The sequence below is a fragment of the Pseudomonas sp. IT-P253 genome (assembly GCF_949768125.1).
Classification (GTDB): Bacteria; Pseudomonadota; Gammaproteobacteria; order Pseudomonadales; family Pseudomonadaceae; genus Aquipseudomonas.
Window position 1 is genome coordinate 57,166 of the sequence record NZ_CATKPT010000019.1, and the last position, 24,208, is coordinate 81,373.

At 58.1% G+C, this 24,208-nt stretch carries 21 protein-coding genes; 6 read left to right on the forward strand and 15 right to left on the reverse strand.

What is annotated here, in order from left to right; translation table 11 throughout:
• Positions 1 to 48: 48 nt before the first annotated feature.
• The 3 genes from rpoD to rpsU all read right to left on the reverse strand — a co-directional run bounded on the left by rpoD (position 49) and on the right by rpsU (position 4,631).
• Positions 49 to 1,899: an RNA polymerase sigma factor RpoD gene (gene rpoD / locus ACM6IR_RS12015; RefSeq protein WP_414907898.1), complete on the reverse strand. Its 1,851-nt coding sequence runs from the start codon at positions 1,897 to 1,899 to the stop codon at positions 49 to 51.
• Between the two features lie 67 nt (positions 1,900 to 1,966).
• Positions 1,967 to 3,934, reverse strand: a complete 1,968-nt coding sequence (gene dnaG, locus ACM6IR_RS12020) for a DNA primase (protein ID WP_414907899.1) — start codon at positions 3,932 to 3,934, stop codon at positions 1,967 to 1,969.
• A 481-nt stretch (positions 3,935 to 4,415) separates the two neighbouring features.
• Complete coding sequence (rpsU, locus tag ACM6IR_RS12025) at positions 4,416 to 4,631, reverse strand: 30S ribosomal protein S21 (RefSeq protein ID WP_002551877.1); 216 nt, start codon at positions 4,629 to 4,631, stop codon at positions 4,416 to 4,418.
• A 199-nt stretch (positions 4,632 to 4,830) separates the two neighbouring features.
• On the opposite strand from rpsU, the gene tsaD reads away from it, so the two are divergent.
• The gene (gene tsaD / locus ACM6IR_RS12030) at positions 4,831 to 5,856 is read left to right on the forward strand and encodes a tRNA (adenosine(37)-N6)-threonylcarbamoyltransferase complex transferase subunit TsaD (protein WP_414907900.1); all 1,026 of its coding nucleotides are present in this window, start codon (positions 4,831 to 4,833) and stop codon (positions 5,854 to 5,856) included.
• Between the two features lie 22 nt (positions 5,857 to 5,878).
• Here tsaD and plsY read toward each other — a convergent pair whose 3' ends face one another.
• Positions 5,879 to 6,448: a glycerol-3-phosphate 1-O-acyltransferase PlsY gene (plsY, locus tag ACM6IR_RS12035; RefSeq protein ID WP_414907901.1), complete on the reverse strand. Its 570-nt coding sequence runs from the start codon at positions 6,446 to 6,448 to the stop codon at positions 5,879 to 5,881.
• Positions 6,449 to 6,522: 74 nt separating this feature from the next.
• On the opposite strand from plsY, the gene folB reads away from it, so the two are divergent.
• Both folB and folK read left to right on the forward strand, forming a co-directional pair.
• Entirely contained in the window at positions 6,523 to 6,879 is a 357-nt protein-coding gene (gene folB, locus ACM6IR_RS12040; RefSeq protein ID WP_149416525.1) for a dihydroneopterin aldolase, read from the forward strand.
• Complete coding sequence (folK, locus tag ACM6IR_RS12045) at positions 6,870 to 7,388, forward strand: 2-amino-4-hydroxy-6-hydroxymethyldihydropteridine diphosphokinase (RefSeq protein ID WP_414907902.1); 519 nt, start codon at positions 6,870 to 6,872, stop codon at positions 7,386 to 7,388. Before folB ends, folK begins: the two co-directional genes overlap by 10 nt.
• A gap of 78 nt (positions 7,389 to 7,466) precedes the next feature.
• On the opposite strand, the gene ACM6IR_RS12050 is transcribed toward folK, so the two are convergent.
• The 11 genes from ACM6IR_RS12050 to ACM6IR_RS12100 all read right to left on the reverse strand — a co-directional run bounded on the left by ACM6IR_RS12050 (position 7,467) and on the right by ACM6IR_RS12100 (position 21,589).
• Positions 7,467 to 8,696: a multifunctional CCA addition/repair protein gene (locus ACM6IR_RS12050; protein ID WP_414907903.1), complete on the reverse strand. Its 1,230-nt coding sequence runs from the start codon at positions 8,694 to 8,696 to the stop codon at positions 7,467 to 7,469.
• 63 nt (positions 8,697 to 8,759) lie between these two features.
• Positions 8,760 to 10,322, reverse strand: a complete 1,563-nt coding sequence (locus tag ACM6IR_RS12055; RefSeq protein WP_414907904.1) for a SpoVR family protein — start codon at positions 10,320 to 10,322, stop codon at positions 8,760 to 8,762.
• Entirely contained in the window at positions 10,319 to 11,590 is a 1,272-nt protein-coding gene (locus ACM6IR_RS12060) for a YeaH/YhbH family protein (RefSeq protein WP_414907905.1), read from the reverse strand. The genes ACM6IR_RS12055 and ACM6IR_RS12060 overlap by 4 nt, the downstream gene beginning before the upstream one ends.
• Before the next feature lie 144 nt (positions 11,591 to 11,734).
• Positions 11,735 to 13,657: a PrkA family serine protein kinase gene (locus tag ACM6IR_RS12065; protein ID WP_116265126.1), complete on the reverse strand. Its 1,923-nt coding sequence runs from the start codon at positions 13,655 to 13,657 to the stop codon at positions 11,735 to 11,737.
• A 296-nt stretch (positions 13,658 to 13,953) separates the two neighbouring features.
• Positions 13,954 to 14,283, reverse strand: coding sequence for a thiosulfate sulfurtransferase GlpE (glpE, locus tag ACM6IR_RS12070; RefSeq protein ID WP_414907906.1), 330 nt, complete (start codon positions 14,281 to 14,283; stop codon positions 13,954 to 13,956).
• Positions 14,284 to 14,316: 33 nt separating this feature from the next.
• On the reverse strand, positions 14,317 to 15,198 hold the full coding sequence (locus ACM6IR_RS12075) for a symmetrical bis(5'-nucleosyl)-tetraphosphatase (protein ID WP_414907907.1): 882 nt from the start codon (positions 15,196 to 15,198) through the stop codon (positions 14,317 to 14,319).
• Positions 15,198 to 15,578 (reverse strand): Co2+/Mg2+ efflux protein ApaG, encoded by a 381-nt coding sequence (gene apaG / locus ACM6IR_RS12080; protein WP_414907908.1) that lies wholly within the window; start codon positions 15,576 to 15,578, stop codon positions 15,198 to 15,200. The genes ACM6IR_RS12075 and apaG overlap by 1 nt, the downstream gene beginning before the upstream one ends.
• Before the next feature lie 123 nt (positions 15,579 to 15,701).
• Entirely contained in the window at positions 15,702 to 16,520 is an 819-nt protein-coding gene (gene rsmA, locus ACM6IR_RS12085; RefSeq protein WP_414907909.1) for a 16S rRNA (adenine(1518)-N(6)/adenine(1519)-N(6))-dimethyltransferase RsmA, read from the reverse strand.
• Entirely contained in the window at positions 16,517 to 17,500 is a 984-nt protein-coding gene (gene pdxA, locus ACM6IR_RS12090; protein WP_414907910.1) for a 4-hydroxythreonine-4-phosphate dehydrogenase PdxA, read from the reverse strand. The genes rsmA and pdxA overlap by 4 nt, the downstream gene beginning before the upstream one ends.
• Positions 17,497 to 18,813 carry a peptidylprolyl isomerase SurA gene (gene surA / locus ACM6IR_RS12095; protein WP_414907911.1) on the reverse strand — a complete coding sequence of 439 codons (1,317 nt, stop codon included), beginning with the start codon at positions 18,811 to 18,813 and terminating at the stop codon, positions 17,497 to 17,499. The genes pdxA and surA overlap by 4 nt, the downstream gene beginning before the upstream one ends.
• Positions 18,794 to 21,589: an LPS-assembly protein LptD gene (locus tag ACM6IR_RS12100; protein WP_414907912.1), complete on the reverse strand. Its 2,796-nt coding sequence runs from the start codon at positions 21,587 to 21,589 to the stop codon at positions 18,794 to 18,796. The genes surA and ACM6IR_RS12100 overlap by 20 nt, the downstream gene beginning before the upstream one ends.
• Before the next feature lie 130 nt (positions 21,590 to 21,719).
• Here ACM6IR_RS12100 and ACM6IR_RS12105 point away from each other — a divergent pair, with 130 nt between their 5' ends.
• Genes ACM6IR_RS12105 through ACM6IR_RS12115 form a run of 3 tightly spaced genes read left to right on the forward strand, consistent with a single transcriptional unit; the run spans position 21,720 to position 24,176 of the window.
• On the forward strand, positions 21,720 to 22,739 hold the full coding sequence (locus ACM6IR_RS12105) for an aminoglycoside phosphotransferase family protein (protein ID WP_414907913.1): 1,020 nt from the start codon (positions 21,720 to 21,722) through the stop codon (positions 22,737 to 22,739).
• Positions 22,736 to 23,407 carry an N-acetylmuramate alpha-1-phosphate uridylyltransferase MurU gene (murU, locus tag ACM6IR_RS12110; RefSeq protein WP_414907914.1) on the forward strand — a complete coding sequence of 224 codons (672 nt, stop codon included), beginning with the start codon at positions 22,736 to 22,738 and terminating at the stop codon, positions 23,405 to 23,407. The genes ACM6IR_RS12105 and murU overlap by 4 nt, the downstream gene beginning before the upstream one ends.
• A gap of 1 nt (position 23,408) precedes the next feature.
• Entirely contained in the window at positions 23,409 to 24,176 is a 768-nt protein-coding gene (locus ACM6IR_RS12115) for a TerB family tellurite resistance protein (RefSeq protein WP_414907915.1), read from the forward strand.
• Positions 24,177 to 24,208: the final 32 nt, after the last annotated feature.

Below are 24,208 nucleotides of genomic sequence, written 5' to 3' on the forward strand. Positions count from 1 at the left end.
TTAATCTGCATAAAGCAAAACCCCCGGCCTGGGCCGGGGGTTTTGTTATTACTCGTCGAGGAAGGAGCGCAAGTGCTCGCTTCTCGTCGGGTGGCGCAGCTTGCGCAGCGCCTTGGCTTCGATCTGACGAATCCGTTCACGGGTCACGTCGAACTGTTTACCAACCTCCTCAAGGGTATGGTCGGTATTCATGTCGATACCGAAGCGCATGCGCAGAACCTTGGCTTCACGGGCAGTAAGGCCGGACAGAACTTCGCGAGTCGCTTCTTTAAGGCTCTCAACAGTGGCGACATCGATTGGCGACTGCATGGTCGAGTCTTCGATGAAGTCACCCAAATGGGAGTCTTCGTCATCACCGATCGGGGTTTCCATGGAGATCGGCTCTTTAGCGATCTTCAATACCTTGCGGATCTTGTCCTCAGGCATTTCCATGCGTTCGCCCAGCTCTTCCGGGGTCGGTTCGCGACCCATTTCCTGCAACATCTGGCGGGAAATACGGTTGAGCTTGTTGATCGTCTCGATCATGTGCACCGGAATACGGATGGTGCGGGCCTGGTCGGCGATCGAGCGAGTGATCGCCTGACGGATCCACCAGGTGGCATAAGTCGAGAATTTGTAGCCGCGGCGGTATTCGAACTTGTCTACCGCTTTCATCAAGCCAATGTTGCCTTCCTGGATCAGATCGAGGAATTGCAGGCCACGGTTGGTGTACTTCTTGGCGATGGAGATCACCAGACGCAAGTTCGCTTCAACCATCTCTTTCTTCGCGCGGCGGGCCTTGGCCTCACCGATCGACATGCGACGGTTGATGTCCTTGATCTCGGCAATCGTCAAACCGGTTTCGGTTTGCAGCGCGGTCAGCTTCTGCTGGCAACGAATGATGTCCGGCTGCAGGCGACCAATGGCTTCAGCGTATTTGCCTTTGCCTTTGGCCAGTGCATCGGTCCAGCTTTCGTCGACTTCGTTGCCCGGGAACTGGCGCAGGAAGTCGGCACGCGGCATGCGGGCATCACGAACGCAGAGCTGCATGATTGCGCGCTCTTGCTGACGCAAACGATCCAGGGCACTGCGAACACGCTCGACCAGGCCTTCGAATTGCTTCGGCACCAGTTTGATCGGCATGAACAGCTCTGCCAGGGCCAACAGCTCGGCGATAGCCAGCTTGTTGCCACGACCGTGCTTTTTCAGCGCCTTGCGGGTGATTTCCATCTGATCGGAGACAGCGCCAAAACGCTGTGCTGCGATGATCGGATCCGGACCGCTTTCGGCTTCTTCTTCGTCGTCAGTCGACGCTTCGGCGTCATCGTCGTCGGTGTCGTCATCCGCTTTCACGGCTTTCGGATCGACAGGCGGTGGCACTTCGGCAGCAGGCGGCGCAATGCCGTCGTCCGGGTCGATATAACCGCTCAGGACGTCGGACAGGCGGCCACCTTCGGTGGTGACGCGAGTGTATTCGGAGAGAATATGATCAACCGTGCCAGGGAAGTGCGCGATTGCGCCCATCACTTCACGGATGCCCTCTTCAATACGTTTGGCGATTTCGATTTCGCCTTCACGTGTGAGGAGCTCTACCGTACCCATTTCACGCATATACATGCGCACTGGGTCGGTGGTGCGACCAATGTCGGTCTCGACCGCTGCCAACGCTGCTGCTGCCTCTTCGGCCGCGGCTTCGTCAGTATCGGCGTCGGCCAGCATAAGGGAATCCTTATCTGGCGCAACCTCGAATACGTTGATCCCCATGTCATTGATCATGCGGATGATGTCTTCCACCTGTTCCGGATCTGAAATATCCTCCGGCAGGTGGTCGTTGACCTCCGCGTAAGTCAGGTAACCCTGCTCACGACCAAGTGTGATCAACTCTTTGATACGAGACTGCTGTTGCGCTTTTCCGGACATAACACCCTATCCACTGAAGGTCTTGGCGGGCAAAAAACAAGCCGAGGATTATACCTGAGCTATGACCTCACGCGCCAGTTGAGGTCGGGCTTGTTGCGGAAACATTGCGACTTAAAAGGTCGCGCAGTTGATTTTTCTCTTCGGCACTCAGTTCACTTTGACGTGCTTTTCTAAGAAGTTGTTCCAGGTTTCGCTCGCGTTGGCGGGCTGACAAGCTAGTAATGGTGTCGAAAAACTGTTGTTCAAGGTTATCTCCATCAATCAGCCATTCCTTTTCCGCCAGCGCCTTGAGCAAGCGTCCTTGCTCTGTACCGTGCCAGCGTGCAATCAACTGAAATGAGTTTAGCTTGGGATTCTTCTGTACGGCTTCGAGCAATGCCACCAGCAGCTGAGTGTTGGTATGGTCCTCCGCGGCGAAGTGCCCGGCATCCTCGACTTTCTCGGCCAGTTGCGGGTGATGCAGCAACGTGCGCAAGGCGGCCAGGGTCGGCGGCTCTACAGCGGCCGGCACACGTGGCGCGCGGGGTTGATCGCGATCACCGCCGCGCTTGCCGTTCTTGTCCCAGGGTTTCTTGTCCCATTTTTTACCGCCAGCGCCAGGCTTTTTCGGCATCCAGTCCTGCTGCGGCACATACATTTCTTGTGCTTGCGGCTGATGGTAGTCGCTGTAATCCGGCATGGCGTCGTAATCAATGCCTGGATCGTAAGCCGGAGGGGCTTCCTGGGGTGCGCTTTGCACCAGTTGGCTGACGGCTTCACCACTGAGGCCGGTGATTTCGGTCAGGCGCTGACGCATCAGGATGCGCAGGTTTGCGCCGGGAACCTTGTCGATCAACGGCGCGGCGAGGGTGGCCATGTGGGCCTTGCCTTCGAGCGAGCGCGGGTCCGATTCCTCGGTCAGTTGCTGAAAAAAATAATCGGCCAGCGGCTGCGCGTGCTGGTTGATTCGCGCGCGGAAAGCATCGGTGCCTTCGGAGCGGACCAGCGTATCCGGGTCTTCGCCCTCAGGCAGGAACAGGAAGCGTGCCCGTCGCCCGTCTTGCAGGCAGGGAAGGGTGGCTTCCAGCGCCCGCCATGCGGCGTTACGACCGGCCTGGTCGCCGTCAAAACAGAACAGCACGTTGGGTACGACGCGAAACAGTCGCTTCAAGTGCTCTTCGCTGGTGGCTGTGCCTAGCGTGGCGACAGCGTTTCGCAGGCCTTGCTGGGCGAGCGCGATGACGTCCATGTAGCCTTCGACGACGATGATTTCGTCGAGGTTGCGGTTATTCTTGCGTGCTTCATAAAGACCGTAGAGTTCCTGGCCCTTATGGAATACCGGGGTTTCCGGTGAGTTCAGGTATTTTGGCTTATCGTCGCCCAGTACCCGGCCGCCGAAAGCAATGATGCGCCCGCGACTGTCACGGATCGGGAACATTACGCGGTCGCGAAAGCGGTCATAGCGTTTGCCGGTTTCGGCGTTCTCGATGAGCAGGCCGGCATCGACCATGGCTTTTTGTTGCAGGGTGTCGCTGCTCAAGTGCTTGAACAGATTGTCCCAGCCGGGTGGGGCGAAGCCGAGGCCGAAGTCTCGGGCGATTTCGCCTGTCAGTCCACGACCTTTCAAGTAATCCACCGCGGCTTTGCGCGATGGGTGACTTTTAAGTGCCTGACGGTAAAAGTCGGCGGCGGCGGTGAGCAACGGGTACAGGGGCGAATCGGTCGGCTGCCGCGGTTTGTGCGGTCGGCCGCTTTCTTCGCGGGGGATTTCCATGCCGGCGGCTTTGGCCAGTTCTTCGACGGCCTGGATGAAGTCCAGGTTGTCGTGGTCCATCATGAAGCCGAGGGCGTTACCGCCAGCGCCGCAACCGAAGCAGTAATAGAACTGCTTGTCGGGGCTGACGCTGAAAGAGGGGGTCTTTTCTTTGTGGAACGGGCAGCAGGCGGTGTAGTTCTTGCCGGCTTTTTTCATTTGCAGGCGCGAGCTGACCACATCGACGATGTCGGTGCGGTTCAGAAGGTCGTCAATGAAGCTCTGGGGAATTAGCCCGGCCATGGCGTTCTCGTCATCTGCGCTGAAATGGACCCGAAACGAAAGGCGGCCAAGCGCGGGTCGTTGTTTGAGGCACGCAAAATGTGCGGCTCGACCAGTGTCGTCTGCGTTATCGCTGTCGGGAAGTGTATCTGCCGAAAATCCACTGACGTTAATCACAATCAGAATTCGACGATTTGAAAGTGTTTCGCTGAATCCGCTACGGCCAGTCGATGGCTCCGGATAGCTCAAAAGCGGGCACGCAAGAAGGTGCCTTGGGCTGATCGTCGTGAGAGGAATCAGTGGGTGTGCTCGTCAGTAGCCTTGGAAGGCTCGTCAGAAAAGACGTGCACCGCTGGCAAAAGAGCCAGGTCTGACGCTGTGAAGCAGATTTGTCTCGGTCGCGTCTGCGGCTTTGACGATGAAGCATCAAGCGTATTCCGCAAATGCCATTAGCCCGGCTGAGGGCCGGGCTTGGCAGAAGCTTGCTACGAACGTCTGTGTATCAGTACAGACGAACGGCGCGGCGCTGTTCGCGCTGAACTTTCTTTGCGTGACGCTTAACAGCGGCTGCTGCTTTGCGCTTACGCTCAGAAGTCGGCTTCTCGTAGAATTCGCGGCTACGAACTTCAGCCAGTACACCGGCTTTTTCGCAGGAGCGCTTGAAACGACGCAGAGCTACGTCGAAGGGTTCGTTCTCTTTTACTTTGACGGCTGGCATCCAGAGCTACCTTCATTCATTACCGGGGTCAACATCCTCGTGGCAAAAGAGCACTTGAAGACGTCGGTTTTTAAGGGTTGCGGATGTTAACCCCTCATCGCTCGGAATGCAAAGCCTCTGATCGAAAACCGCTGGTCGGGGCATCACGTGGCGACTATTATGCGCGCCTTCGAATTCAGCCTAAACAAGGCGCAAACCCATGCTAGTACTGGGATTAGAAACCTCCTGCGATGAAACTGGTGTCGCACTTTACGACAGCGAGCGCGGCCTGCTGGCCGACGCGCTGTTCAGCCAGATCGACCTGCACCGCGCCTATGGCGGTGTGGTGCCGGAGCTGGCCTCGCGCGATCATGTAAAGCGCATGCTGCCCTTGATTCGCCAGGTGTTGGCCGAGGCTGACTGTGTGCCAACCGAAATCGACGCCATCGCCTACACGGCGGGTCCTGGCCTGGTCGGAGCCCTGCTTGTGGGCGCTTCCTGCGCTCAGGCACTGGCCTTTGCCTGGGGCATTCCGGCCCTGGGTGTCCACCACATGGAGGGTCACTTGCTGGCGCCGATGCTGGAGTCGCAACCACCAGGGTTTCCGTTCGTCGCTTTGTTGGTGTCGGGTGGTCATACGCAGCTGGTTCAGGTCGACGGGATCGGTCAATACACGCTCTTGGGCGAGACCCTCGACGATGCCGCCGGTGAAGCGTTCGACAAGACTGCGAAAATGATGGGCCTCAATTACCCGGGGGGGCCGGAAATCGCTCGCCTGGCGGAGCAGGGTGTTGCGGGGCGTTTCCTCTTCCCGCGTCCGATGTGCGACCGTCCAGGGCTGGCTTTCAGCTTCAGTGGCTTGAAAACCTCCGCCCTGAACACCTGGCAGCAGTGTGTCAGCGCCGGGGACGACAGCGATCAAGCCCGTTGCGACATCTCGCTGGCGTTCCAGCAGGCCGTGGTGGAGACTTTGACCATCAAGTGCAAGCGTGCCCTGAAACAGGCCGGTATGAAGCGTCTGGTGATCGCTGGGGGCGTTAGCGCCAACAAGGCCCTGCGCACTTCCCTGGAGAAAATGCTCGGCGACATGAAAGGCGATGTGTTTTACGCCCGTCCGGAGTTTTGCACCGATAACGGTGCGATGATTGCTTTTGCCGGCTGCCAGCGCTTACAGGCCGGTCAACACGAAAGCCTGGCGATCAGTGTTCAGGCGCGTTGGCCGATGGAGCAGTTGTCGGGGTTGTGATGAGCGGCGCTCGCGTCGGTATTTAAAAATGCCGTTCGCGCCCGGCAAACAGGTCGCGTAGATTGCCGCGATGACGCCAGACGATCAGACCCGTGAGCGCGCTCATGGGCAGCAGTGCCGCCGGTGCCTGCCAGGCCAGCAACGGTAGGGTCAGCGGTGTGGCGATCAATGCGGCCAGTGAGCTGGTGCGGGTCAGGTAAAACGTCAGTAGCCAGGCACAGACCGCGAGCAAGGCAGCGGGTGGATAGAGGCCCAGCAGCATGCCGGCAGCGGTGGCAACACCCTTGCCGCCGCGAAAGCGGAAGTACAGCGGGAACAGGTGGCCGATGACGGCGCAGATGCCGATCCAGGCCTGTTCTTGAAGCGAAAGCTCTGCCAGGCCTGCTATCAGCACTGGCAGCAGGCCTTTGCAGAGATCGCCGAGCAAAGTCAGGACGGCAAGTTTTTTGCCGGCCAGGCGCAACATGTTGGTGGCGCCGGCATTGCCCGAGCCACCCATTCGCGGATCGGGGTTACCGGTCAGGCGGCTGAGCAAAATGGCGAAGGACAGAGAGCCGAGCAGGTAGGCGAGGGTCGCCAATAACCAAAACATGCTAACTATTCCGGGCGAGGACGCCCTGATTCTAACGGCGCATTGCGCCCTTGTCGTGCAGTGGAGAAAAGTGCTTGGACAGAGTGTTTATCGAGGGCCTGGAAGTCGACACCGTGATTGGTGCCTACGACTGGGAGCGAGGCATCCGACAGTGCTTGCGACTGGATCTGAGCTTCGCTTGGGACAATCGTCCGGCAGCGGCGGGCGATGACCTGACCCTGGCGCTCGATTACGCCAGCGTATCGTCGCGTATCCAGGCCTTTGCCGAGCAGGCACAGTTTCAGCTGGTCGAGACCTTTGCCGAGCGTCTGGTCGAGGTGCTGATGAGCGAATTCCAGATCACCTGGGTGCGCCTCAAACTGACCAAGCCAGGTGCAGTTCCGGCTGCCACGGGTGGCGTGGGCGTGGAGATCGAGCGCGGATGTCGCTGACTCAGGTGTACCTCGGGCTCGGTAGTAATATCGAGCGTGAAACCCATTTGCAGGCCGGCCTGGAAGCCTTGTCGGGTTTTTTGGCGGATATACGCTGCTCCGCAGTGTTCGAAAGCCAGCCAGTAGGGATCAAGAGCGGACCGTTCTTCAATTTTGTGGTGTCGGGTTTTACCGATCTGCCACTGATGGAGCTGGACCGGCGACTGAAATTCATCGAAGCGGACAATGGTCGTTATGCGCCGGACCGCAAGGGATTGCCGCTGGATATAGACGTTTTGTTGTTCGGCGATCTGGTGGGTAACTTCGATGGCCTGATTTTGCCGCGCGCAGAGATCCTGAAAAATGCCTTTGTGCTGTGGCCGCTGTCGCTGATTGCGCCGGATCGTGTGCATCCAGGCGTAGGCAAGAGCTTTGCGGCATTGTGGGCCGAAGCGCAGATTGATCAGGTGTTGGCGCCGGTGGCGTTTGAGTGGCGTGGGCGGCCGTTAACCCCTTCGCATTTGTTGTGACCTGACTGACGTCTTCGCGAGCAGGCTCGCTCCCACATGGTTGGCGCCGCCCCCTGTGGGAGCCTGCTCGCAAAGCTTTTAAACAGATGCCGCCTCTTTGTAAGCTTTCAGCGCTTTAAGTCGTTCGAGCTTGATTGCCTCGCCCAGCTCTGGACCTTTAAATCCCTTCTCCAGCAATGGCTGAACCGCAACACTGCGCGCCGCAGTCGCAGCCCCGCGCAAATAATCCGCCTGTGGATAACTTCTCTGCTCCAGCCCTTTGCGCCCTCGAGCATCCATCTCGCAGGCGGCAATGAACTCCTCGAACCGCTGCGGGCGGCGGTAAACATCAAAACTCTGCAATAACTCAAGCAGCGTCGACGGCTTCAGCTCCAGGGCGCGATGGCCATGCGTGTGATATTGGCCCACCAGCAATGCCAGTTCCTGACAATCCTTCGGCGCCTTGAAGCGTTCGTTGACTGCTTTGATCAGCTTCAGCCCTTTGTGTTCATGGGCAATATGGCGTGGCCATTCTTCCTCTGGCGTAAGTCCTTTGCCCAGATCATGCAGTAGGGATGCCCAGCGCACAGTCAGCGGTTGTTTGTGCAGCGCTGCTTGCTCCAGCACGCTCAGGGTATGCGCGCCAGTGTCGATCTCCGGGTGATGGGCTTCTGGCTGCGGAACGCCAAACAGCGCGTCGACTTCCGGCATCAGCACTTTGAGTGCGCCGCAATCGCGCAGCACTTCGATAAACACCTGAGGCTGGTCTTCCAGCAGTGCGCGGGAAATTTCTTTCCAGCTTCGTTCCGCGGTCAAGGCTTGGAGTTCGCCTGACTCGCTGAGCTGGCGCATGAGCTCAAGCGTTTCCGGGGCTACGGTAAAGCCCAGCCCGGCATAACGTGCGGCAAAGCGTGCAACACGCAAAACCCTGAGCGGATCTTCGGCGAAAGCAGGGGAAACGTGACGAAGCAGCCGCGCTTCGAGATCGCGTTGGCCATGGTAAGGGTCGGTCAGGTTTTGTTGATCGTCTTCGGCCATGGCATTGATTGTCAGGTCGCGGCGGATCAGGTCTTCTTCAAGGGTGACTTCAGGGGAGGCGTGAAAAGTGAAGCCGCCATAACCGCGGCCGCTTTTGCGTTCGGTCCGGGCGAGGGCGTATTCCTCACCGCTTTTTGGGTGCAGGAACACAGGGAAGTCTGTGCCCACCGGACGAAAGCCTTTGGCGAGCATTTCTTCGGCAGTGGCGCCCACCACAACCCAGTCGATATCGGTGACAGGTTTGCCCAGCAGGCGATCGCGTACGGCCCCGCCGACTTTATAAATCTGCATAAAAAACCTCCGTTAGCTCGACAGAATAACCTTTGCGTCGAACTTCCGGAGGCGGAAACAAAATCAAAGGTGGATGACAGCAAGGTCCAGCCGACCGTAATCACCTTCGCTGTGTTCACCTCTCGGTGGTACGTGGTGGGTTTTCATCACCTGGTCGCCTTGCAGGGTTTCCAGGTGGATGTCGAAGCCCCAAAGGCGGTGCAGGTGTTTGAGCACTTCCTCGGTGGACTCTCCCAAGGGTTTACGGTCATGTTGCTGGTGCCGCAAGGTCAGTGAGCGGTCGCCGCGCCGGTCGATGCTGTAAATCTGCACGTTGGGTTCACGATTGCCCAGGTTGTACTGCGCCGCCAGAGTTTCCCGAATGGTGCGATAGCCATCTTCGTCGTGAATCGCCGGCACAAGCAGATCGTCCTTTTGGTCGTCATCGAGAATGCTGAACAACTTCAGGTCGCGGATCACCTTCGGAGACAAGTACTGCAGGATAAAACTCTCATCCTTGAAGCTGCTCATGGCGAACTTGATAGTCGACAGCCAGTCGGTGCCGGCAATCTCTGGAAACCAGCGATAGTCCTCCTCGGTCGGGTTTTCACACATGCGCCGGATGTCCCGGTACATGGCAAAGCCCAGCGTGTAGGGGTTGATCCCGTTGTAGTACGGGCTGTCAAAGCCAGGCTGATAGACCACACTGGTATGAGACGTCAGAAACTCCATCATGAAGCCGTCGGTGACCAGGCCTTCGTCGTACAAGTCGTTCATCAGGGTGTAGTGCCAGAACGTGGCCCATCCCTCGTTCATCACCTGGGTCTGACGTTGTGGATAAAAGTATTGGGCGATCTTACGCACGATCCGCACGATTTCCCGCTGCCATGGCTCCAGCAGTGGCGCGTGTTTTTCGATGAAATAGAGAATATTTTCCTGAGGTTCGGCGGGGAAGCGCGCATTGTCCTTGTCGCTGTATTTGTCAGCACCCTTGGGAATGGTCCGCCACAGATCGTTGATCTGTTTCTGCAAATGCTCCTCTCGGTCCTTCTGCCGACGACGTTCCTCTTCCGCCGAAATCGGATACGGGCGTTTGTAGCGGTCAACACCGTAATTCATCAATGCGTGGCAGGAATCGAGCAGGTCTTCCACCGCGTCGATACCGTGGCGCTCTTCGCACTGCATGATGTACTGCTTGGCGAACACCAGGTAGTCGATGATCGAGCTGGCATCGGTCCAGGTGCGGAACAGGTAGTTACCTTTGAAGAAGCTGTTATGGCCATAGCACGCGTGCGCCACCACCAAGGCCTGCATGCAGATGGTGTTTTCCTCCATCAGATAGGCGATGCACGGGTCTGAATTGATCACAATCTCGTAGGCCAGCCCCATCTGGCCTCGGCTGTAGGATTTCTCGGTGCTAAGGAAGTGTTTGCCATAGGACCAATGGTGATAACCCAGTGGCATGCCGACGGAGGCATAGGCATCCATCATCTGTTCGGCGGTGATCACCTCAATCTGGTTTGGATAAGTGTCGAGCGCGTAGCCCGCCGCAATACGACTGATTTCGCGGTCGTAGGCCTGGATCAGCTCGAACGTCCATTCGGAGCCGGTAGAAATGGGTTGGCGCTTCTGCTCTTTGGCGGTCATGTCACTAACCTGCGCTGGAAGAGTTCACGGAAGACCGGATAAATATCCCCGGCCGAGACCAGTTGTTGCTGGGCAAAAGTGTCGGAAAAGGCTTCGGCGATGCGTTCGTACTCAAACCACAGGGCCTGATGTTCGCGCGGGGTTATCTCAACATAAGTGTAGTACTGCACGAACGGCATGATCTGGTTGATCAGGATGTCGCGGCAGATCGGTGAGTCGTCGTTCCAGTTGTCGCCGTCGGAGGCCTGGGCGGCGTAGATGTTCCACTCATTGCTCGGATAGCGCTCTGCCATGATTTCCTGCATCAGTTTCAAGGCGCTGGAAACAATGGTGCCACCGGTTTCGCGAGAGTAGAAAAATTCCTCCTCATCGACTTCCCGGGCACTGGTGTGGTGGCGGATGAACACGACGTCGATCTTTTCGTAGTTACGCTTGAGGAACAGGTACAGCAAGATGAAAAAGCGCTTGGCGATGTCCTTGGTCGCCTGGGTCATCGAGCCGGAGACGTCCATCAGGCAGAACATCACTGCCTTCGAACTGGGGTTGGGTTGCTTGATGAGCAGGTTGTACTTGAGGTCGAACGTATCGAGGAACGGCACGCGATGAATACGCGCACTGAGTTTTTCGATTTCGGCTTCGATTTTCTGAATATCGCCGAAGTTATCCGGTTCATCGCGCTTAAGTCGCAACAGTTCGTCTTTTGCTTCGCGCAATTTTGCCCGGCTGCTGCCGGACAGGGCGATTCGTCGAGCGTGGGCCGAGCGCAAGGTACGGATGATGTTGATCCGCGACGGATTGCCCTCGTTGCTGATCCCGGCTCGGACGGTCTTGAAGGTGTCGGTACCCGCCAGGTTGCGCTTGACCAGGTTCGGTAGCTCAAGGTCTTCGAACATGAACTCCAGAAACTCTTCCTGGGTGATCTGGAAGACGAATTCGTCCATCCCCTCGCCCGAGTTACCGGCCTTGCCGGGGCCTCTGCCGCCGCCACCTCCCGGCGGACGTGCAATGTGCTCGCCGCTGGTGAATTCCTTGTTGCCCGGGTGCACGACAGTCTGCTTGCCACCGCGCCCGTGGTGAAGCACCGGCTCGTCGATGTCGCGGCCGGGGATACTGATCTGTTCGCCGTGCTCCATATCGGTAATGGAGCGGCGGCTGACGGCCTCTTCGACGGCCTTTTTGATGTGATCACGGTAGCGCCGCAGAAAACGCTGACGGTTCACCGTGCTCTTGTTCTTGCCATTGAGACGTCGGTCGATCACATAGCTCATAGGCCCTCCGGGGAGCTTCGAGTCATAAGCTTCAAGCTGCAAGACAGAAGCTTCAGAAACAAGCGGCGTGCGACATATGGCCACAATTACTACGCAAACCACGCGCTTGTGACGGTAACGTGTCGTTTGCCGCTTGCAGCTCCCTTATTGGGATTTTCTGACTCGCAGGTACCACTCGGACAGCAGTCGTACCTGTTTGTCGGTGTAACCGCGTTCGACCATTCGTGTGACGAAGTCGTTGTGTTTTTGCTGGTCCTCTTTGCTGGCCTTGGCGTTGAAGCTGATGACCGGCAGGAGATCCTCGGTGTTGGAGAACATTTTCTTCTCGATAACCACCCGCAGTTTTTCGTAGCTGAGCCAGGTCGGGTTTTTGCCGTTGTTGTTGGCCCTGGCACGTAGAACGAAGTTGACGATCTCGTTGCGGAAATCTTTCGGATTGCTGATGCCCGCCGGTTTTTCGATTTTTTCCAGCTCTTCGTTCAGCGCTACTCGGTTGAGGATTTCGCCGGTTTCCGGGTCGCGGTATTCCTGGTCCTGGATCCAGAAGTCGGCGTACAGCACGTAGCGATCGAAGATGTTCTGGCCGTACTCGCTGTACGACTCGAGGTAGGCGGTCTGGATCTCCTTGCCGATGAATTCGATATAACGCGGCGCCAGGTATTCCTTGAGGAAGCGCAGGTAGCGTTCGCGGGTTTCGGCCTGGAATTGTTCCTGTTCGATCTGTTGTTCCAGCACGTAGAGCAAATGCACCGGGTTGGCGGCGATTTCGTGCGGGTCGAAGTTGAAGACTTTCGACAGAATCTTGAACGCGAAGCGGGTAGACAGGCCGTTCATGCCTTCGTCGACGCCAGCGTTGTCGCGGTATTCCTGGATCGACTTGGCCTTCGGATCGGTGTCCTTGAGGTTTTCGCCGTCATACACGCGCATCTTGGAGTAGATGTTGGAGTTTTCCGGTTCCTTGAGGCGCGAGAGCACGGTGAATTGGGCGAGCATTTTCAGGGTGTCAGGCGCGCAGTGGGCCTTGGCCAGCGAGCTGTTGAACAAGAGCTTGTCGTAGATCTTCACTTCGTCGCTGACTCGCAGGCAGTACGGTACTTTGACGATATAGATCCGGTCGATGAAGGCTTCGTTGTTCTTGTTGTTGCGGAAGGTGTGCCATTCCGATTCGTTGGAGTGAGCGAGCAGGATCCCGGTGAACGGAATCGCCCCCAGGCCTTCAGTACTGTTGTAGTTGCCTTCCTGGGTGGCGGTCAGCAATGGGTGCAGCACCTTGATCGGTGCCTTGAACATTTCGACGAATTCCATCAAGCCCTGGTTGGACCGGCACAGGGCACCCGAGTAACTGTAAGCGTCGGCGTCGTTCTGTGGGAATTCTTCCAGTTTGCGGATATCGACCTTGCCCACCAGCGCCGAGATGTCCTGGTTGTTTTCATCTCCCGGCTCGGTTTTGGCCACGGCGATCTGGTTAAGGATCGACGGATAGAGTTTCACCACGCGGAACTGGCTGATGTCACCACCGAATTCGGCCAGGCGTTTGGTGGCCCATGGCGACATGATGGTGTTGAGGTAGCGCCGGGGAATGCCGAAGTCTTCCTCAAGGATCGCGCCATCTTCAGTGGCGTTGAACAGACCCAGGGGGGATTCGAAAACCGGCGAGCCCTTGATCGCGTAGAAGGGCACTTTTTCAATCAGCTGTTTCAGCTTCTCGGCCAGGGACGATTTACCGCCACCGACGGGGCCGAGCAGATAAAGGATTTGTTTTTTCTCTTCCAGGCCCTGTGCGGCATGGCGGAAATACGACACGATCTGGTCGATGCATTCTTCCATCCCGTGGAAGTCTTCAAAGGCCGGATAGCGGCGGATCACCTTGTTGGAAAAGATTCGCGACAGTCTCGAGTTGGTCGAGGTGTCGAGCAGCTCCGGCTCCCCGATGGCCAGCAATAGCCGCTCAGCGGCGGAGGCATAGGCGCTACGATCCTGTTTGCACAGCTCAAGATACTCTTGCAACGAGAGTTCTTCCTGGCGTGTGGACTCGAAGCGTTGTTGGAAGTGGCTAAAGATACTCATGACGTCACCTCGCTCGATACGTGGAGCCGACGCCGGATCATTCAGTCGATGCTGGCAGCAACCGAACAGGCGGTCGCTGTTTACCCCCCAGAACTCTTTCGGAGCTGACTACTCCAAAAGCTACTCCCGATGATCCGTGCGCCGGTGTACCGGCTCTCCCCTGTTTTGGATGGCCTGCGCTTAAGGATAGTTCGGAATCAGGGAGGTAAAGGCGAGATACGTAATTAGTTGTGGCAGACCGTTCGTCTGCCTGCGCGCAAGCCCACGGGGGCTGGGGCTTGCACGTTACAAAAAAATTATTCGGAACTGCCTTGCGCGGTTTCCGAAGGATAAGTCGTACGCCACAGCTCAAAACCACCGTCCATGCTGTAGACGTCGGAGAAGCCCTGGCTGATCAGGTAGGCGGCAGCACCCTGGCTGGAGTTGCCGTGATAGCAAACCACCACGGTCGGTGCATCAAGGTCTGCGCCCTGGATGAAAGCGTGCAGGGAGTGGTTGTCCAGATGCTTCGAGCCACTGATGTGCAGCGCAGCGAAGGTCGCCGGGTCGCGGACGTCGACGACAACAGCGCCTTGTTCACGCAGGGCCTGGGCCTGTTCTGGGGGGATACGTTTGAATTCGCTCATGGCGGGCTCCTGTGGCTCGGCTGAATGCGCAGTCTAGCGCCGGGCGTCGGCTGACGTTTGTTCGGTAATAGAGGGTGCGACTGGCGGTAGCGTTCGACCGTGATCATCGCATTTGCACTGCAGGCGGACACCGGTGTCGACGTTCATCAGGGTCATCGCGCCTCCCCAGACACAACCGGTATCGAGGGCAAAAAATCCTGGCTCGTCGCACCGGCCCTCAAGGGCAGCCCAATGGCCGAAGATGATTTTCAGACCCTTGGTCTTGCGTTCCTTGTACTTGAACCATGGCGCATAACCCAGTGGCGCGGTGTCGATGCCTTCCTTGCCCTTGAGGTCGAGTTTGCCTTCGCTGGTGCAGAAACGCATCCGGGTGAAATAGTTGGTGATCACTCGCAAGCGCTCGACGCCCGTAAGGTCATTGTTCCATTTCGTGGGCTCGTTGCCGTACATGCCATCGAGGTAGGGGGTGATACGGTTATCGTCACGCAGGGCTTCTTCGACTTCGGCGGCGCATTTCAATGCCTTGCGCAGCGACCACTGCGGCGGTATGCCCGCATGCACAAGGGCGATGTTTCGTTGTTCATCGTAATGCATGAGGTTTTGCTGGCGCAGCCAATCCAGCAGTTCCGGGCGATCCGGTGCGTCGAGAATCTCGCGCAGGGTGTCGGCTTTCTTCAGGCGTTCAATGTTATGCCCGACGGCCAATAAGTGCAGGTCATGGTTGCCGAGCACGCACACCAGGGAGTCGCGAATGCTATAGAGGAAGCGCAAGGTTTCCAGCGACTGCGGGCCTCGGTTGACCAGATCGCCCACCAGCCACAGCTTGTCGCGGGCAGGGTCAAAGGCGACTTGCTTGAGCAGGCATTGCAGAGCTTCAAGGCAACCCTGCAAATCACCGATGGCATACGTCGCCATCAGTGCAGGGCTCCGGGCACCGCCAGGCGGAATGGCTCGATGATGGCGTCGAAGTGCGTACCGTCGTCGGCAAGCATTTGATACGTGCCTTGCATGGTACCGACTTTGGAGGTCATTACGGTGCCGCTGCTGTAAGTGTGGCTCTCACCCACTGGAATCAACGGCTGCTGGCCAACGACGCCGGCACCGCGAACTTCCTCGACATGGCCGTCACCATCGGTGATCACCCAGTGCCGCGACAACAGCTTGGCCGGTAACTCGCCATTGTTGTGCACGGTAATGGTGTAGGCGAAGGCAAAGCGGTCGTGCTCGGGTTGCGATTGTTCTGCCAGATAGCGGGTGACGACGCTGACGTCGACCTGATAACGAGGATCGGACATGCAAGAGGCCTTAAAAACGTAGCGGGACGCGGGGCGTAGCTGATAGGACTCAGTCTAGGCCAAGTATCGGGTAGTAAACCAGACATGAGGGCTGGTGTCCTACCCGATAACACTTGCGGTCTGTCAGATATCCGCAGGCTTGTGTAGGACCTGTTCGCTGAGCTTGTCGGCCAGGCGCACGAAGGCTGCCAGATCTAGTTGCTCGGGACGCAAGCTGCCATCGACGCCGGCCGCTGTGATCTCGTCATTGCTCAGCAGCAGCTTGAGGGTGTTGCGCAGGGTCTTGCGGCGCTGGTTGAAGGCTTCGCGTACGACGCGCTCCAGCACTTTGTGATCTTTGGCTGGATGCGGCAGTACCGCGTGTGGCACCAGGCGCACGATGGCGGAATCGACTTTCGGCGGCGGATTGAACGCGCCCGGGCCAACGTTGAACAGGTGCTCAACCCGGCAGTGGTACTGAACCATGATCGACAGGCGACCCCAGTCACCACCGCCAGGACCCGCCGCCATTCGCTCGACCACTTCCTTTTGCAGCATGAAGTGCATGTCGCGAATCAGGCTGGCGTTATGCAGCAGGTGAAAAATCAGTGGCGTAGAGATGTTGTATGGCAGGTTGCCAACGACGCGAAGGCTGCCAGGCGCGGCATTCAGGCTTTTGAAGTCGAACTTCAGTGCATCGCCCTGGTGCAGGTTGAAGTTGCTCTTGCCGGCGAACTGCTGATTGAGGATCGGGATCAGGTCTTTATCCAGTTCCACCACGTCGAGCTGGGCACCGCTGTTAAGCAGGCCTTGGGTCAACGCGCCCTGGCCCGGACCGATTTCCAGCAGGCGGTCTTCGGGTTTGGCATGGATGGAACGCAGGATGCGGTCGATAACACCGGCATCATGGAGGAAGTTCTGGCCGAAACGCTTGCGCGCCCGGTGTTGGTAATGCTCGGTCATAAACGGGTCTCGGCCATCTGGTAGGCGGTTTCCAGGGCGACTTGCAGGCTGCCGGTGTCGATATTGCCGCTGCCGGCCAGGTCCAGGGCAGTGCCGTGGTCGACCGATGTGCGGATGATCGGCAAGCCCAGGGTGACGTTGACGGCTGCGCCGAAGCCTTTGTACTTCAGCACGGGCAAGCCCTGGTCGTGGTACATCGCCAGCACCGCGTCGCAGTGCTCCAGATATTTGGGGGTGAACAGAGTGTCGGCGGGCAGGGGACCGCGAAGGTCCATGCCCTCGCCACGCAGACGCTCTAAGGTAGGTTCGATGATGTCGATTTCTTCATGGCCCAGGTGACCACCTTCACCGGCATGGGGGTTGAGCCCACAGACCAGGATGCGTGGCTGGGCGATGCCGAATTTTTGTTGCAGGTCGCTGTGCAAAATTCGCGTGACCCGTTCCAGTCGCTCCGGCGTGATCGCATCGGCAATCTCGCGAAGGGGCAGGTGTGTGGTGACCAGCGCCACGCGCAGTCCGCGTGTGGCGAGCATCATCACCACTTGCGCGGTATGGGTCAGGTCGGCGAGAAATTCCGTGTGCCCGGAAAAGGCGATACCAGACTCGTTGATGACACCCTTGTGCACCGGGGCGGTAATCATGCCGGCGAAATGCCCGTCCAGGCAGCCTTGGCCCGCACGCGTCAGGGTTTCCAGAACGAAAGCCGCATTGGCTTTGTCCAGCTGCCCGGCGATGACCGGCGCATTGAGCGGTGTATCCCAGACATACAGGCTGTTGGCGGGCGCGGGAATATCTGGCCAGGCGTCCGGTGTTACCGGTAGCAAGTCGACAGCCACGCCCAGTTGCGCGGCCCGCTCAAGGAGCAGGTCGCGGCTGGTAATGGCAATCAGGGGGTGTGGCTGGGCTTGCGAGGCGAGCAGCAGGCACAGGTCAGGACCTATGCCGGCCGGTTCGCCGGGTGTCAGCGCAAAACGTTTCACTGTGCTGCCTGGCTTGCACCAGGGAGTTTGATCTCTACGTACGCTTCGTCACGGATCTGACGCAGCCAGGTTTGCAGCTCTTCGTCGTATTTGCGGTTACGCAGTACGGTCATCGCTTGCTGTTCACGGGCCTGGGTGGTGCTGTCAGTGGCGCGACGGCCAAGGACTTCCAGGACGTGCCAGCCATATTGGGTCTTGAACGGCTTGGACAGCTGGCCTTGTGGAGTCTTGGCCATCACTTCGCGGAATTCAGGAACCAGTACGTTCGGGTCGATCCAGTTCAGGTCGCCACCGTTGAGGGCGGAGCCCGGGTCTTCCGAGTAGCTTTTCGCCAGATCGCCGAAATCTTCACCCGCTTCGATACGGGTGTAGAGCGATTGGGCCAGGGCCTTGGTTTTTTCTTCGTCGCGAATCGGGCTCGGTTTGACCAGGATGTGACGCACATGCACTTCGTCACGCATCTGAGTCTCGCCGCCACGTTTCTCGAGGATCTTCAGGATAATGAAGCCGCCTGGAGTACGCATTGGCTGAGTGACGTCGCCGACAGCCATGGTGCTCAGCATGCGGTCGAATGGAGGTGGCAACTGAGCGGCTTTACGCCAGCCCATTTCGCCGCCTTCCAGTGCGGTTTCGCTGGCGGACTTGGCGATGGCCAACTGACCGAAGTCGGCGCCTTGCTTGAGCTGCTGGTAAACAGCATCTGCTTGTTTGGCGGCATTCTGAATTGTGTCGGAGTTGGCGCTTTCCGGCGTAGGAATCAGGATGTTGGCCAGGCGGAACTCTTCGGAGAGCTGCATTTTGCCAAGATCGGAAGCGAGAAAGTTTTTCACTTCCTGCTCGGAGACCTGAATGCGCTCGGCCACACGACGCTGACGCACACGGCTGATGATCATCTCGCGACGAATCTGGTCACGGGCGCCATCGTAAGACAGACCGTCGTGAGTCAGCGCGGCGCGGAATTGATCCACTGTCATGTTATTGCGCTGGGCAATGGTGCCGACAGCCTGGTTGAGTTCTTCATCGGTAATGCGGATGCCCGAGCGTTCGCCGATCTGCAGTTGCAGGTTTTCGACGATCAGACGCTCAAGCACCTGCTGATCCAGCACACTGGTCGGCGGCGCGAGAGCGCCGCGTTTGGCGATGGTTTGCTGAACTTCATGGACACGTTGGTCCAGTTGGCTCTGCATGACCACGTCGTTGTCGACAATGGCCACCACTTTATCGATGGACTCTACCGCGGCATTGGCAGCGGTACCCAGGAGCAGCGCGCCCAGCATCAGCGGGCGCAGACAATCAGAAAGCTTGGTTTTCACGTTCACGATAACCTTGGATGCCTTTGTCGAGGAAGCTCTCTACTTTGGCGCCGGTGAGGCCGCCGAGTCCCTTCAGTACAATTTGGAGGAATATGCCGTGGTCGCCTTTTTCGTTTTGCGGAGCTTCCTGACTGAATTCGTCATAAGAAACCCAGTAACGGTTGATCAGGCGCATTTTCCAGCAGCAGTTGTCGTACTCGAAACCACCGAAGGCTTCCAGTGTGCGGTTTTGGTTGTAGTCGTACTGCCAGCGGCTGATGGCGTTCCATTGCGGCACGATCGGCCACATCACCGAGAAGTCGTGCTGTTCGATTTTGTAGTAGTCCTTTACGAAGCCTGGCTGGCCAGGGGTTCCGTAGTCGCCGCCAATTTGCCATTTACCGGTACTTTGGTCGTAACGGACCTGGTCATTACGATAGCGATAGCCGGCGTTGATGATCTTGTTCGGATTGTCTTCCGGCTGGTAGTGGAACATTGCACTGCCCGACCGAGGGCTGCGGCTGTCCGGGTCCCAGTTGTAGTCGGCCGTGGTGCGCCAATCGTGGTTCCAGCGATATTCGTATTCCAACGCATAAGGCGAAACGCCGGCGTGCGCAGAATCAAGGGTTTTGGCATCAATACCCGGCAACTGGACTTCGCGATTCTTGAAGTACATGGCCTGGCCGACGGCGATGCGTTGGCGTTCGAAACCGTCGTCTTCGATCCAGCGGTTGTTCACGCCCAGCGACAGCTTGTTCTCGTCCCCGACGCGATCAGAGCCGGAGAAGCGGTTGTCGCGAAACAACGACGCGTAGCTGAAGGAGTATTCACTGGTGTCGAACACTGGAATGTCTTGCTGGTCCTTTTGAGGGACATAGAGGTAGTACAGGCGCGGCTCAAGGGTTTGACGATAGTCTTTGCCGAACCATTGGGTGTTGCGATCGAAATACAGGCCGCTGTCGATGCTTGCGATCGGCACGCCACGGCTCTGGCTGCTGCCAAAGGTGCCGTTGAGCTGGTCCTGTTGCGCATTCTGGGCGGCAATCTGGCTTTTGCCAATGCTGTCCAGATCCAGTTGGTACTGCGTGTACTGGTACTTGAGTTTTGGTGTCAGGAAACCATACGTCCAGTTCATCGGCAGGCTCATGGACGGAGCAAGGTTGAGGCGGTCGCCGGTGGCGCGCGCCAGGCCTTGAACGTTGGTGTCCAGTTGCGGAGAGACATTGCCGTTTGCGTCGGTGAAGTTACCGTTTTGCAGACTCCGATCAAACCGCACGACTTCTGTTTCGTAGTCGAGATTCAGCCCGTCCGGGTGAGTCGGCAATTGACCGTTGAAAGTGATCTGCGGCAGGCGGTCATATGGCGTGATGGCGGAAACGGTCGCCAGCTGATAAGCCTGAGCGTTCACGCGAGCGGTGTAGCTGTCGCCACGGTAGGTGACGGAGCCCTGCTGATTCACGTAGTCGGCGCTTTTCACGCCAATTTGATCGGTCTGCAGATCCTGGAAGTAGTACGGGTCGCTGATCTTTGTGTAGTCGACTTGCGTGAAAACTCGAGAATCAAGGCCGCCCTTGTGCTGCCAGTTGTACATGTAGCGGTTTTTTTCGTAGTCGGTCTGCTTGCTGCGATCGGTATCTTCGTCGTTGAGGTACGCGGCGCCGAACTGACCTTCGCTGGAAGGGGTCAGGTAGCGGAACTCGCCTTCCATCAACAGGCCGTGCTTGCTCATGTAGCGTGGGTACAACGTGGCATCGTAGTTCGGGGCCAGGTTGAAGTAATACGGTGTAACCAGCAAGAAGCCGGTATCGCTGCCGGCACCGATGGTCGGGGGCAGGAAACCCGACTGGCGACGGTCGTCGATCGGGAAGTAGATGTATGGCGTGTAAAGGACCGGGATGTCCTGGACCCGCAACGTCACGTTGGTCGCGGTACCGAAACCGGTAGCCGGGTTCAAGGTGATGTTGTTGCCCTTGAGCTGCCAGGCGTTGCTGTTCGGCTCGCACGTGGTGTACGTACCATCCTTGAGGCGGATGATCGCGTTTTCGGCGCGCTTGGCGTACAGCGCGTTACCGCGAATACGGGATTTGTGCATCACGTATTCGGCGTTGTCGACTTTGGCTTCACCGGTGTCGAGTTGCACGTCGGCATGGTCGCCCACGAGCAGTGCGCCGTTGTCGCGTATACGGACGTTGCCGCTTAGTTCGCCACGGCTCTCGGCCTGATACAGGCTTGCTTCGTCGGCTTCGACTTGCATGCTGCCCTGACGCATAACCACGTCACCGGCCAGCGTACCGACCTGGTTTTCCGTGTCATAGCGGGAGGCCTTGGCACCAATAAAGGTCGGAGCGTCACTTTTATTCGTCGTGTCATTCATGCCAGGACGAATCGGTTCGATATAGGAACCAGAGCAGTAAGGTCCGGTTTCGGCCAATTGCGCTGCCGTGAGATTCTCGCGTGGAACCCAGTCCAGGTGACTGTAGTCTGCGCTACGCGACTTCAGGCCGCGGCCTTTGGCCTCGGTAACGAGCACAGGCTTGGCGCCGGTGTCTTCACTGGAACCGCTTTCGGCTGTAGTTTCACCAGTGGGGCTGACTGCGCTGCCTTCATGGGCAGGACGCGGTGGCAGTACCGCCGCCGGCGTTTTTGGGGCACAGTCCCAGGCACCCGAAGCAGAGGCTGAACAGTCGAACTGTTCAGCGGCAACCACGAATGAGCTGGCAAGAGGTTGCAGGGCCAGCAGACTGCCGGTTACCAACAACGGAAATTTTTTACGAAACGCGGGGGATTTCAATGCCATCTTATTAGTCCGGGCTTCCTGCGTGCCATCTGCCCGCGGTGTAGGCCGCACGCCTCTCGATGGTCTGAAAAAGATGCTGGATAATAAAGCATGACCCGCTTGACGGCTAGCGCCGTCGGAGACCCTTGCAATGCCTGACCAAGATGTACGTTTGCAACACCTGAAAGTTTGGCTCGATGAGCAGTTGGCAATCCTCTATGCAGAGCAGGGCTGGGGTTCCGTCCCCCCGGCCACGTTGACGGCGGCCAGTAGCGATGCGAGTTTTCGACGCTATTTCCGTTGGGAAGGCGAGGGCAAAAGCTTTGTCGTGATGGACGCGCCCCCGCCCCAGGAAAACTGCAAACCGTTCGTGGATATCGCCTTTTTGCTGGCGAAATCCGGAATTAATGTGCCGAAAATCTATGCCGAAGACCTTGAGCGTGGCTTTCTTTTGCTCAATGACTTGGGCAACAAGACTTACCTGGACGTGATCGATCGCGAAAATGCCGACGATTTGTTCAAGGATGCTTTGCAAGCGCTGCTGGCTTTTCAGCAATTGCCGATGGTTGCCCCGCTGCCAAGTTATGACGTGGCGTTGCTGCGTCGCGAGCTGGAATTGTTTCCGCAATGGTACGTGAAGCGTGAGCTGGGCATCGAGTTCGACGCCGCCCAGCAAATGCTCTGGCAGCAGGTCACCGACGTGCTGATCGACAGTGCCCTGGCTCAGCCAAAAGTACTGGTGCATCGCGATTACATGCCGCGCAACCTGATGCTCAGCGAGCCGAACCCCGGCGTGCTGGATTTTCAGGATGCGGTCTATGGCCCCGTGACCTACGACGTGACTTGCCTGTTCAAGGACGCTTTCCTCAGCTGGCCGGAAGAACGAGTGTTCGGCTGGCTGGAAGACTATTGGCAGCAAGCGGGCGAGCTAGGTATTCCGGTGCAGTCCGACTTCGAGGATTTCCTGCGCGCCAGCGACTTGATGGGCGTGCAGCGCCACCTGAAAGTGATCGGCATCTTCGCTCGCATCTGTCATCGTGACGGCAAGCCGCGCTACCTGGCCGACGTACCGCGGTTCTTTGCTTATATAGAAGCCGTGGTCGCCCGTCGTCCCGAGTTGGCAGAGCTGGATGTGTTACTGCTGAGTTTGCGCGCTGGAGTGAATGCATGAAGGCAATGATTCTGGCGGCGGGGAAAGGCGAGCGCATGCGCCCGTTGACCCTGACGACACCAAAACCGCTGGTTCGCGCAGGCGGTGTGCCGCTGATCGAGTATCACCTGCGCGCGCTGGCCGCTTGCGGCTTTACCGAGATCGTGATCAACCATGCCTGGCTCGGCCAGCAAATCGAAGACTATCTGGGCGATGGTTCGCGCTATGGCGTGAGCATTCAGTACTCGCCGGAAGGTGAGCCGCTGGAAACCGGCGGCGGCATTTTCCGTGCGTTGCCTTTGTTGGGTGACAACGCCTTCCTGGTGATCAACGGTGATATCTGGACCGACTACGATTTCAGCGTATTGCACCAGCCGATCGCCGGGCTGGCTCACCTGGTGTTGGCGGACAACCCGGCTCACCACCCGACTGGCGACTTCAGTCTCGTCGACGGGCAGGTCCATGACGGTCAGCCGGACAACTCCAGCCTGACCTACAGCGGTATCGCAGTCCTTCATCCGCGTCTGTTTGAAGGGTGCGCTGCCGGGGCGTTCAAGCTGGCGCCCCTGTTGCGCAAAGCGATGGCGCAGGGGCAAGTGACGGGCGAGCACCTGAACGGGCATTGGGTGGATGTCGGCACTCACGAGCGTCTCGCTGAAGTTGAAACTCTGATAGAAGCGAGTCGCTGACATGCTGTGGCCAGGGACTCTGATTGGAGCCGGAGCAGGCTTTGCAATAGCCAGCATTCCGGGGGCCATGCTCGGCGCATTACTGGGGCACGCGCTGGATCGGCATCTGCGCCTGCAGAGCTGGGGGCATTTGCTTGAAAAGCTCGGCGGTCCCCCGGTGCTACGCAACGATGAACTGTTGTTCGTGTTGCTGGGGCGGCTAGCCAAGTGCGATGGACGGGTGGTGGATGGCCATATTCAGCAGGCCCGTCAGGAAATGCACTCGCTGGATATGAATGAACATGCGCAGCGCCGGGCGATTGCTGCGTTCAATCGCGGCAAGTCGGGAAAAGACCGGCTGCGCGGTTATCTGCGGCGTTTGAGTGCTCAGCCTTTTGCAGCTGAAGGCGTTTTGCGCGCTTGCTGGCGAATGGTGTGGGCGGATGGTCGTGCGGGGACCAATGAGCTTGAACTGATCGCGCAATGGGGAAAATGGCTGGGTTGGACGCGACAGCAAGTGCAAGCACTGGCGACGGACTACGAACCGCAGAAGCGCTCCCTGGTTAATAACGCGCCGACCTATCAGGATGCCTTGCGGCTTTTGGGCGTGTCAGCCACCACTGAGCCGGCGCAGATCAAGCGTGCCTATCGGCGCCTGCTGAGTCGTCATCACCCGGATAAAATTGCCGGCAGCGGTGCGACGGCATTGCAGGTTCGCGAGGCTACCGACAAGACGCGCGAACTGCATAACGCCTATAAGCTGATTCGTGATCGACGGAATTTTCGGTAGCAGCAATGATTAGTGTTGCCAGTGATGCCGCC